Origin of the sequence: Legionella cherrii (assembly GCF_900635815.1) — a bacterium.
In the GTDB taxonomy this organism is placed as follows: Bacteria; Pseudomonadota; Gammaproteobacteria; order Legionellales; family Legionellaceae; genus Legionella; species Legionella cherrii.
On sequence record NZ_LR134173.1, the window covers coordinates 400,363 to 411,974 of the forward strand.

Genomic DNA, 11,612 nt, shown 5'->3' on the forward strand with positions numbered 1-11,612 from the left:
AGTTATATAACAATTTTCTTAGTTTAGCCTATAATGATTATAAAGGGGTAACTTCTTAGGTCAATCTTTATAAGTATTACGAAGTTAGCTGAAAATTCACTTATTGCTTTTACCAGTAAAATGCAATAAATGTAAAGAAACACAAGATATCCTTCATAAGGATAAAAGGGGATGGCATATGAACACTCAAGACTTTTTAACCAGCTATACCAAACGCTTTGTAGATAACAAAGAAGAAGAGATGAGTTTGGAGGAATACCTGGAGTTGTGTAAAAATGACCCGTCTGCTTATGCCAATCCAGCAGAGCGCTTGCTCATGGCTATTGGCGAGCCTGAAATGATTGATACACGCCATGATCCTGTTTTATCAAGAATTTTTTCCAATAAGATCATCCCACGATACACGGTATTCCAAGATTTTTATGGTATGGAAGAACCGATAGAGCAAATTGTCGGTTTTCTAAAACACGCCGCTCAAGGCCTGGAAGAAACCAAACAAGTACTTTATCTTTTAGGACCTGTAGGAGGCGGTAAATCGTCTATTGCTGAAAAATTAAAAGATTTAATGGAGAAAATTCCTTTTTATGCCATAAAAGGTTCGCCGGTATTTGAATCACCATTGTCCTTATTTAATCCAACAGAAGATGCCGAGTTACTCCAAGAACGTTTTGGAATCCCTTCTCGATACTTGCGTTACTTGATGTCACCTTGGGCAGTTAAAAGATTACATGAATACAATGGGGATATTAGCCAATTTAGAGTAGTTAAAGTCAGACCTTCACGTTTAAAACAAATCGCTGTATCCAAAACAGAGCCTGGTGATGAAAACAATCAGGATATTTCATCTTTGGTCGGTAAAGTTGATATTCGTAAATTGGAAAACTTTTCCCAAGACGATCCTGATGCATACAGCTACTCGGGCGGACTGTGTCGCGCAAACCGTGGTCTTTTAGAATTTGTCGAAATGTTCAAAGCGCCCATCAAAGTATTGCATCCCTTATTAACGGCAACGCAGGAAGGCAATTACAATGCGACTGAAGGTTTATCTTCCATTCCATTCGAGGGAATTATTTTAGCGCATTCGAATGAATCTGAATGGCAATCATTTAGAAACAATAAAAACAATGAAGCATTTATAGATCGTATTAATATCGTGAAAGTGCCTTATTGTCTCCGGGTTTCTGAAGAAATCAAAATTTATCAAAAACTGATTGATAACAGTTCGCTAACTCATGCTCAATGTGCTCCAGGAACTTTGGACATGTTAGCGCAATTTTCAGTCTTAACCCGCTTAAAAGAGCCACAAAACTCCAGTATTTATTCCAAAATGCGTGTGTATAATGGAGAAAGCTTAAAAGATACTGATCCCAAAGCAAAATCATATCAAGAATATCGTGATTTTGCCGGCGTTGATGAGGGGATGAGTGGGGTATCCACTCGCTTTGCTTTCAAAATTCTTTCCAAGGTGTTCAATTTTGATCACAGTGAAGTTGCAGCAAACCCTGTCCATTTAATGTATGTATTAGAGCGCCAAATTGAGCAGGAACAATTTCCCCAGGAAGTTCAGGAGTCTTACTTAGGTTTCATCAAAGAATATTTGGCACCTAAGTATGTCGAATTTATTGGTAAGGAAATTCAAACAGCCTACTTAGAATCCTATTCTGAATACGGACAAAATATCTTTGACCGTTACATCACCTATGCTGATTTCTGGATTCAAGATCAGGATTATCGAGATCCTGATACCGGAGAAATATTTGACCGTGCTTTATTAAATCAAGAACTTGAAAAAATAGAAAAACCCGCAGGAATATCTAATCCGAAAGATTTTCGTAATGAAGTCGTAAACTTTGTTTTACGTGCTCGTGCCAATAATCGTGGTAAGAACCCAGTGTGGAATAGTTATGAAAAATTAAGATCCGTCATTGAGAAAAAGATGTTTACCAATACTGAGGATTTATTACCAGTAATTTCCTTCAATGCCAAAGCATCAGAAGATGATAAGAAAAAACATGAAGAGTTTATTTCTCGAATGATTGATAAAGGGTATACACGCAAACAAGTACGCTTGCTTTGTGAATGGTATTTGCGAGTACGTAAGTCACAATAATAAAACGCTTTCACTTCCATGAGAGAAAGCCAAGGGTACTGCTAATTGTAGTTGGGGATCTACGTGATGACGCTTACTTGAGTAGGCTCTTGCCCTTACCCAACTACAAATAGTGCAAGATAAAAGATTATTTGGGGCTAAATTATGTCGCAATTGATTGATAGACGACAAAATGCAGGGAAAAAAAGTACGGTTAATCGCCAACGCTTTCTTCGTCGTTATAAAAATCAGATCAAACGAGCCGTCTCCGATGCAGTGGGCAAACGAAGTATCACCGAAATTGATCAAGGTGAGCAAATAACGATTCCAGCCAAAGATATTTCTGAGCCTATATTTCACCGCGGCCAAGGTGGACATATAGAACGCGTGCTTCCAGGAAATGATAATTTTATTACTGGCGATAGAATTAGAAGACCCAGTGGCAGCTCGGGTAGTGGTGGAGATGGTTCTAATGCCAGCGACAGTGGCGAAGGCGAAGATAATTTTGTTTTTGAATTGTCCCGAGAGGAATTTCTCGATCTGTACTTTGAAGATCTGGAATTACCCGATTTAATTAAGAAAGAATTAGCCCGCGTTAGCACCTTCAAAACAGTACGAGCAGGAGTAACCACCAGCGGCATTCCGAACAATATTAATGTGCTTCGCTCTATGAAACAAGCAACTGGGCGTCGAGTTGCTTTAGCCTCCCCCTATAAAAGACAATTAAGAGAAGCAATAGAGGAGCTAGAGCAACTGCAAGCGCAGCCGATTCAAGACACTGAAATCCTAAGAGATCTACAAAAGAAAATTGAATCCCTGAAAAAGAAAATACAAACTGTACCGTTTATCGATACCATTGATTTACGCTATAACTTTCGGGTTCGTGTGCCTTCACCATCCACTCAAGCCGTCATGTTTTGTGTTATGGACGTATCCGGCTCCATGGATGAAGCGAAAAAAGACATCGCAAAACGCTTTTTTATTCTGCTTTACATGTTCCTTACCAAAAATTATGAAAAAATAGAATTGGTATTTATCCGCCACCATACATCCGCTAAAGAAGTGAATGAAGAAGAGTTTTTTTATTCTCGCGAAACAGGAGGCACTGTAGTTTCCAGCGCATTGGAGCTTTTGAGTACGATTATTGAGACACGTTATCCTCCAGAGGCTTGGAATATTTATGTAGCCCAAGCATCGGATGGTGATAATTGGAATGCGGATTCGCCCTATTGCCAGGAATTACTGCAAGATAAAATTATGCCTTTATTACAATATTTTGCGTACATAGAAATCATGCCACGCCATCATCAAAGTTTATGGGAAGTCTATCAATTGGTGAAAGAGTGCTACCCTAATTTTGCTATGGAGAACATTGATACGGTCGCAGACATCTATCCCGTATTTCATGAGCTATTTAAAAGGAAAACTGCATGAAAAAGAAGAAGCCATTATCCACTGGTGCAGAATGGACCTTTGAATTAATTCAAGACTACGATCGCGAAATTGCGCGCATTGCTAAAGATTTTAAATTAGATACCTATCCCAATCAAATAGAGGTGATTACCGCCGAACAAATGATGGATGCTTACGCTTCCGTAGGCATGCCTATTGGTTATCATCATTGGTCTTTTGGCAAACATTTTGTGGGCGTTGAAAAAAGTTATAAACGGGGGCAAATGGGTTTGGCCTATGAACTCGTGATTAATTCCAATCCATGTATTTCTTATCTCATGGAAGAAAATACTATGGCCATGCAAGCTCTGGTGATTGCTCATGCTTGTTATGGCCATAACTCTTTTTTTAAAAATAATTATTTGTTTAAGATGTGGACCTCTGCAGATGCCATCATCGATTATTTAGTATTTGCTCGAAAATACATCAGTGATTGCGAGCAACGCTACGGCATCAATGAAGTCGAAGCAATCTTGGATGCCTGTCATGCACTGATGAACTATGGTGTAGATCGCTACAAGCATCCTGCTCCTTTATCCATACAGGAAGAAAAAATTCGCCAACAAAACCGCGAAATTTACATGCAATCCCAAGTCAATGAATTATGGCGAACCATCCCACAAAGTAGACAAGTCGCCGAAGAGAAAAAGAAAAAACGCTTCCCTGAAGAACCACAAGAAAATATTTTGTATTTTATTGAAAAAAATGCGCCCTTGTTAGAACCTTGGCAAAGAGAAATCGTGCGCATTGTACGCAAAATGGCCCAATATTTTTATCCTCAAGGCCAAACCAAAGTGATGAATGAAGGATGGGCATGTTTTTGGCACTACACGATTTTACATGCACTTTATGATGAAGGTTTGGTTACAGATGAGTTTATGTTGGAAATCTTACAAAGCCATACTAACGTCATTATGCAACCGTCTTATAATAGCCCTTATTATAGTGGCATTAATCCTTACACTTTGGGATATCATATGATGCAAGACATCAAACGGATTTGTGAGAGTCCTACAGAAGAGGATAAAGCATGGTTCCCTTACTTAGCCAATACCGATTGGCTAAGCAGTCTCGATAATGCCATGCGCCATTTCAAGGATGAAAGTTTTATTGCCCAGTATTTATCACCTAAGTTAATTCGTGATTTAAAATTATTCCACATCATAGATGATGACCGCAGTCCAGATTTGTATGTGAATGCAATTCATAATGAGTCAGGATATCAAAAAATAAGGGAAGCATTATCACGGCAATATAATTTGGGTTACTTAGAACCCGACATTCAGATTGATTCTGTTGACTTGCAAGGTGATCGCTCAATGACCTTAAGATACACTCAGCAAAATAGAGTGCCTTTGGGTAGTACTACGGTAGATGTTCTGAAACATCTCTATTCTTTATGGAAATTTCCTATTGTCTTGCAAGCAGTCAATTCCGACAACGAAATCACCGAAGAATATCATTGCCCACCATTGGCTAACCCAGCACTTTAATCTTTTTTCGGGAGACACCCTTCACAACGATGATAACCCGGGTTAAGGCTTCGCCTGACCCAGGCTACAAAAATACTTAATTCGTTTTAACTTCTTCAGGAATTTCAGTACTTGCATACACCTTAATAGCACCCTCCAGATAAGGATCCAGATTAAGCACAGCCGCGAAGGCTTTAGCGGCTACTTCATTTGTATACAGATACCAATCACTAAGATCATCAGAATAATATTGCACAATCATCGGCTTAAATAGTGCAAATGCAGCCTCATCGAAGTATCTTGTGCCAACGCCTGCTCTTACAAAATATTTGTTCCCTTTGAGTGCTTGATTAAGCAACTCCGCCGCTTCATCTGGAGAACTGGGCGCATTTGCTTCAACAGGTACAGAATCAGATGAATAAACCTTCACAGTAACTGCTAATTTATCCCCATATTCATGAATACGATTGATGAAAGAGGCCAATGCATGTGCTTTATCCTCATTACAAACAGTAACTTTGATTTCCATTTCAAGCCCATCACCCGTTAAATCGCTCACCTTCACACATGGATCAGCATTTAGGGTGGCACTTAACTGATTGTTTAAGAGATACCAGGGAGGAAGAAGCTTGCCCGCACTTGCGGTGAACGTCATACTGAGGAAAATGATACCCAGAAATAGCCCTACTTTATTTACTGCTCGATTCATCATTACATCTCACATTTATTGAAGGAAACCATTCGCCTCTATGAGTTCGTCTATCTCTTGATCACATCTCGGTCTATCCCGCTTCACTGTAATTAAATTAAGGAAGTGCCCTGCTCCGCATGGGAGAAGGTCCCATTAGGGTGGGTGAGGGTATTGATTGTGGCCAATGAGACCTCACCCCTACCCCTCTCCCAGAAGTGGGCGAGGGGATTCTTAACTTAATGGCTGTGATCCCCCTACGACTTACTTGTAGAGGTAGGGCATCGGAGAACAGCACTACTGTGCGTTCAGATGCACATAAGATGCGAATGAACTCACTCCGAAGCCATTTCAATAGCAAAAGCCAAGGCTAATTTCGAGAAATTAGTCATGTGCTCAAGGCTTAATCGGTCCATAGTATCTTGTGAACTATGAATGTAAGGATTGTGGTCTTCAAAATTAGACTCACATGGGAACGCGGCTGGAATTCCCACCTCATCCCAAGAAGCATGGTCGCTGCAACCATATCCACATTCTGAATAAGCAACTGGAACCTGGACATAGGTGCTAATTAATTCTGCCACAAAATTGCTTAAGCTCTGGTCGGTATAATCGGTAAATACCCACATGGTTGGATCTTTAGGATTTACACGATAGCCGGTCATATCAAACTGGATCGCGGCTTTTACTGGAATGGAGTTATCCATAAAATGTTCCACGACATATTGAGAGCCGACTAAACCACGCTCCTCAGCAGCATACCAAATAATGTAAATAGGGCGTTTAAACGTTGTTTTGGAAGACAAAAGAATTCGCGCCATTTCCATAACAGATGAAGAACCACTGCCATCATCCCCAGCACCTGGCATACGACCATCAAGCGTATCCATATGGGCACCAATCACCACTGCAGGTGCATTGATGTCCTTACCGATGACCGTTACTAATGACGGTTGCTTATAATAACTGCCTGTTTTCACGAAAAATGAGGTTGTATCAGTGCGACCACTGGCCTCGACCATGCCATCAAAGGTTTTTTTCAACCATTTTGCTGCATCCACTCCCGTATCTTTGGTCGCTGAACGGTTATGAAACGAAGTAAGTTGTGTCAACGTATTCCAGATATTGGCTGGCTGCACATTCTCTAATGCCGCATTGACTTCATCTTGATGCTTAATTTCATAAACAGTGCTTGATGGTTGCGCTGCTTTAATGGTTTTTTTCTGAAGGATTCTTTGTGCGGATTGCTTTTTTGCCTGCAGTAAAGAACCGATGATGTGGTGGCTTACATTCACAAAACGACCACAATTCACTTGATCGGCCAAATGACTTAGGGCATTTACATCAGCTGCAGAAATATCAATAATCTTAAATTGTTTATTTTCTGCCAAGACTTCATAAGGAGTAGTAATCTTTGCTGCAAGACATTGAGGGACTTGCAACTGTTCATGAACAGGGGGATTTGCCGCTAAAACCGGGGTACTAGCAAGCACCGAGCCCACCGCAATATAAGTCATCCATTGATTCAAACGCATTTCTACTCCTAGGTTAAATTAAATTCTAAAAGGTGATTTTATCGTAAAAATTCACTTTACCTAAATTCTGCAGTGGGATCTACTGTTTAATTTAAGTTTTCTTCAATAAAAAAATAACCAAATGATTCATTTTTAATCTTATCGCTATTGATAATCATTTTCATTTGAGATACAGTTTTAAGCCCAATCCATAAGTTGAGCAAATAAATGGCAGCAAATAGAAAGAAGTTCAAAAAAATTCCTCGTTACCTTGCTCTGGGTTCCCTTACTGTAGGAGCCAGTTTAATTCTTGGCTTTTTAAGTTTTGGAGGGATGTATGCATTATATCCAGCTTTATTTTTAGCCTGTGCTACTTTTGGTCTTTCCGTAGCCTATGAAGGTGAAATATATTTACAAAATATTAAAGGCGCTTTTAAAAAGTTATTTAAACAAAATTACTTAGAGAATCACCTGGCCAAAGAATATTTGCTAGAGCATTTCCCTCAAGACATTGATTCTAAGGAAACCCCTCAATTTTTCAGAGATTATAATATCCAACTCAAACTGCTCAGTGAGTTTCATCATAAACCACTCAATAAAGAGAGCAGAAAACGCAAAAAGCAAATAGAAAAAACACTCGCGGATATGGAAAAATGGTTCGCCTTGCAATTATTTGCAACCAAAGAAAAGAAAAAACAATCTGCTTACGCCGAAGAATTAAGTCAATGGCTGAAAAACCATGAACAAAATGAATGGCAAGCACGTTTAGAAAAACGCCGGTCCACATTTCAGATTGTTAAAGGTTTCAGTCTTCTCGCGGCAACCTTTATGGGGCTTGGTAGCACCTACCTCATTGTCGAAGCCTTTAGCGTGATTCCTTTGATAGCCGCCATCCCCTTTGCTTTTTGGCCCATTTTCATTGTGCCCATGGCTATAGTTGCTGGGGCTGCTTATGGAATGTTGATTTATAATACGGTCACCGATCTCATCAACAATGATACCCTCAACAGCTGGTATATGCGACTTCGCAATGACTTGAGCCAAGGCCTAACCGTTCGTAATCTCTTTATGGCCGCCATGGCTGTTCTTTTAGTCAGCTTAGCCATTGCGCTTACTGTGTGTACCGCGGGCACCTGGTGGACTGTAGCAACCAGTGCACGTCCTTTATTTGAGTGGATGAAAAGAATGCCCAGTTTTATTATGGGCGTGATTAATCCGATCATTACTGGATTATCCGCTATATTTTTTAATATACAAAACTCATTAGAATCCTTGGAAATGGTCTATGAGGCAACCGCCCCGGATGCAGATACGGATGCCCAAAAGAAGACCAATGTATTCCAGCGCACGTACCAGGAAATCGCTGATGTACTCGCCCATGTATGGAATACTGAGAATTGGTTGCAGCTACTTAACCCATTCCGCCTCCTATTAAAATTAACGATTACACCACTACGCATCTTGCTTTTTTTGGGGCATTTAGTGAGTGTTGCACTCACTTCTGATCGCATGCCCGGTGTGCCTCAAATCCTGTCTGCACTTGTAGCCATTATCTGTGAGGGCTTCGAAGATGCTCATTATTTTGTTGGAGTGAATCACAAAGCAAAAACATTATTGGAAGAGCGTCTCGGTTCTGAAGCAGACCATCAAAACGCAGATATTCCAACGTTCCTGCTCAAAGTTCTGGCTTCACCAGTGTATTTTCTCGCAGCAGGTTGGGATTGTTTGGCAAGTAAAATGAATCGTTCAGTCTCTGGTGATGTTCACCCCTCGCAACCTAAGATACTTACTCTGACAGAGGCATTGAATAAACAATTAGGTATTGAAAAAGAAGTAGAAGTCAAATTAGCCCAAGATGTGGAACGTCCATCAACAGAATGGCAGGCTGAACATACTGTTTCTCTGATTGAAAAATATGAAAGAAAACATTTGGATACGGTTTGGCTTGGCGATGAAATTGCTGGAAAGAAAAAAGTGGCACTTGAGAACTTGAAAACAGAAATTCGCCAAACAAATGGTTCTTCATTAGCTAGCGTACTTGCGAAGGCAAAAATGAATCCTGTTTATAATCAACATCGATTATTTGCGCTGCAAGAAGATGAGCTCACTGCAACACAAGAATTTATTGCAGACTTACCAGAGCGTGTTAATGCAATTTAATGCATTTTCTTTCTTTAAAAATCCCTATCAACTCAACTGGTAGGGATGGGAATTTGAGTCACATTCCTTACTTTCATTTTTTATTATGCCAAAACAACTCGCTGGATTTTCCATAGAGGCGACGCAACTCGAACTGAATTCTCCTATCCAATCGAGGAAAACAAAGGCATCAAAAACTTTGGTATCAGCTAAACCCAAAATTATATTTCGCTATAAAGCAAATGATTTGTGTTCTTAAATAAGCAATAATGCACTAAAATTGAGAGCGTTAAATTGATTGCCTAAATCATTTATACACTATGAATTTAATATGCTGTTGTTAGCTCAAATAAGCTTTTGGAGGAATCTGTTGCGAAAAACTCTACCTCACAGTATCGCTTTATTTTTTCTATTTATTGGCATTTGCTGTGCACAACAACGTGACATTGCAATTACCATTGATGACTTGCCTCTTATTGATGCGCCCCCACAGGCCATTGAGCAGATGGTCCATAGCCTGGTGAAACATCAAGTTCCTGCAATAGCGTTTATCATTGGCAACCGAGTCAACCAAGAAACCGTAGCACAATTTAAACTATTTCAACAAAATGGATTAGAGTTGGGAAATCATACTTATTCCCATTTGAATTTAAAGCATGTTTCTTGTGAACAATACATTGATGATTTGATTAAAGCAGATGTAATTCTTACCCATTATATGTCAAAGCCTAAATACTTCCGCTACCCATACCTTTCTGAAGGTAAATTGTGGCGGAAAAGTGTTATTCGTCACTATCTCAATGAGAATCATTATATTGTTGCCCCAGTCACAATTGACAGCAGAGACTTTGAGTTTAACGAAGAATTAGTGAAACGTCTCAAACAAAATCCATCTGCCTCGATAACTGATTTTAAAAAACGATATCTTAAATATGTTTGGCAACGAACATTAACTGCTGAAAAAAATACTCCTGGAAAACAAGTCCTACTCATACATGCTAATTTACTAAACAGTTATTTTTTAGATGACTTATTGCATATGTTTGAAGTGCATGGCTATCATTTTATTTCACTAGGTGAAGCATTAAAACCGCAATAAAATAGAGCTTAAGTTCTCTACAAAACGCTCTATCCTTACCTTGGAAAAAGCCATGCCATTAAAGCAGGCTTCCAGACGATTTGTGCCGTGTTGCCATTTCATTAGGCCCTATAACAATGGGGTAATGTCATTGTTATAGGCGCATCGGGAATGGATAAAGCACGGAGCACTTTAGCCAAGACGTAATTTTGCATCACCAAGAATATGTAGCATATCTATCGCAACGGTGGCACCTACTAGAGCAGTTGTTTGAGCTACATCATAGGGCGGAGAGACCTCAACAACATCACCGCCAACCATGTTCAATCCCACTAGGCCCCATAAAATTTCTCGCTGCATTGCAGAAGATAATCCACCTGGCATCGGAGTTCCTGTACCAGGGTGAACGCAGGATCCATGCAATCCACATCAAGGCTTATATAACATTTTCGATCGCCAACTATTTTTTTTATTTGTTCTACTACACCTTGGCTCCCCATTTGGAAACATTGATTTGCAGTAATTACATGTAACTTGGGTGTTTCTGGAACACTTGTACGGATGCCAATTTGAACAGAATACTCAGGATCGATAAGTCCTTCTTTAGCCGCGTAATAAAACATGCTTCCATGAGTCAAATGAGGCATTTGAACTGTATCGGTATGTGCATCAAAATGGATTAATGATAGCTTTCCATGTTTACCTGCTAGCGCTTTTATAGCGGGATAAGCAACTAAGTGATCACCACCCAATCCCAAGGTAAAAATACCGTGTGAGCACAGTTCATTGATAGCGCCCTCAACGTTTTCCAACATATGATTAATTTGACCAGGAAAAAAGCCAATATCCCCATAATCAATAATTTTAAATTTTTCATTTAATCGATATGTATGCGGCCAACAAGTCCCAAGTATACTTAGATAGCATGAAAGATCTCGAATGCTTCGAGGTCCAAACCGTGCACCTGAGCGATTGAAAGTACTTAAATCAAAGGGGACTCCATAAACGGCAAGATCTACACCTTGGAGATTTCGTGTGTACTCCGATCTGAAGAACGTAGTAATGCCTTCATAGGGTACTGATTTCGTTAGTATCGGTTTCTGTGACGCAGGATCATTATTTGACATATTCAACTCATTCCATGTTGTTTGATAGCGTAAGTGCTTATAAATAGACTTCG

Annotated in this window: 7 protein-coding genes and 1 pseudogene; 5 read left to right on the forward strand and 3 right to left on the reverse strand. The window is 39.7% G+C overall.

Annotation, left to right across the window (positions count from 1 at the left end):
* Positions 1 to 178: 178 nt before the first annotated feature.
* From EL022_RS01720 to EL022_RS01730, 3 genes are all read left to right on the forward strand, one after another.
* The gene (locus EL022_RS01720; RefSeq protein ID WP_028381720.1) at positions 179 to 2,110 is read left to right on the forward strand and encodes a PrkA family serine protein kinase; all 1,932 of its coding nucleotides are present in this window, start codon (positions 179 to 181) and stop codon (positions 2,108 to 2,110) included.
* A 144-nt stretch (positions 2,111 to 2,254) separates the two neighbouring features.
* Positions 2,255 to 3,523 carry a YeaH/YhbH family protein gene (locus EL022_RS01725; RefSeq protein ID WP_028381719.1) on the forward strand — a complete coding sequence of 423 codons (1,269 nt, stop codon included), beginning with the start codon at positions 2,255 to 2,257 and terminating at the stop codon, positions 3,521 to 3,523.
* The gene (locus tag EL022_RS01730) at positions 3,520 to 5,034 is read left to right on the forward strand and encodes a SpoVR family protein (protein WP_028381718.1); all 1,515 of its coding nucleotides are present in this window, start codon (positions 3,520 to 3,522) and stop codon (positions 5,032 to 5,034) included. Before EL022_RS01725 ends, EL022_RS01730 begins: the two co-directional genes overlap by 4 nt.
* Positions 5,035 to 5,110: 76 nt before the next feature.
* On the opposite strand, the gene EL022_RS01735 is transcribed toward EL022_RS01730, so the two are convergent.
* A complete protein-coding gene (locus EL022_RS01735; RefSeq protein WP_028381717.1) occupies positions 5,111 to 5,725 on the reverse strand; it encodes a hypothetical protein in 615 nt (204 codons plus the stop codon).
* A gap of 311 nt (positions 5,726 to 6,036) precedes the next feature.
* Positions 6,037 to 7,236: an aminopeptidase LapA gene (gene lapA, locus EL022_RS01740; protein ID WP_028381716.1), complete on the reverse strand. Its 1,200-nt coding sequence runs from the start codon at positions 7,234 to 7,236 to the stop codon at positions 6,037 to 6,039.
* 207 nt (positions 7,237 to 7,443) lie between these two features.
* Between lapA and EL022_RS01745 the strand changes: the two genes are divergently transcribed.
* Positions 7,444 to 9,375 carry a hypothetical protein gene (locus tag EL022_RS01745; RefSeq protein WP_028381715.1) on the forward strand — a complete coding sequence of 644 codons (1,932 nt, stop codon included), beginning with the start codon at positions 7,444 to 7,446 and terminating at the stop codon, positions 9,373 to 9,375.
* 349 nt (positions 9,376 to 9,724) lie between these two features.
* Positions 9,725 to 10,453, forward strand: coding sequence for a polysaccharide deacetylase family protein (locus tag EL022_RS01750; RefSeq protein ID WP_028381714.1), 729 nt, complete (start codon positions 9,725 to 9,727; stop codon positions 10,451 to 10,453).
* Positions 10,454 to 10,624: 171 nt separating this feature from the next.
* Here EL022_RS01750 and speB read toward each other — a convergent pair.
* A pseudogene (gene speB / locus EL022_RS01760) lies at positions 10,625 to 11,559 on the reverse strand (agmatinase).
* Positions 11,560 to 11,612: the final 53 nt, after the last annotated feature.

Excerpts from the sequence above, each read along its gene's own strand:
- EL022_RS01720 (WP_028381720.1), top strand. The coding sequence starts at position 179 with ATGAACACTCAAGACTTTTTAACCAGCTATACCAAACGCTTTGTAGAT.
- EL022_RS01725 (WP_028381719.1), top strand. The coding sequence starts at position 2,255 with ATGTCGCAATTGATTGATAGACGACAAAATGCAGGGAAAAAAAGTACG.
- EL022_RS01730 (WP_028381718.1), top strand. The coding sequence starts at position 3,520 with ATGAAAAAGAAGAAGCCATTATCCACTGGTGCAGAATGGACCTTTGAA.
- EL022_RS01735 (WP_028381717.1), bottom strand. The coding sequence starts at position 5,725 with ATGATGAATCGAGCAGTAAATAAAGTAGGGCTATTTCTGGGTATCATT.
- lapA (WP_028381716.1), bottom strand. The coding sequence starts at position 7,236 with ATGCGTTTGAATCAATGGATGACTTATATTGCGGTGGGCTCGGTGCTT.
- EL022_RS01745 (WP_028381715.1), top strand. The coding sequence starts at position 7,444 with ATGGCAGCAAATAGAAAGAAGTTCAAAAAAATTCCTCGTTACCTTGCT.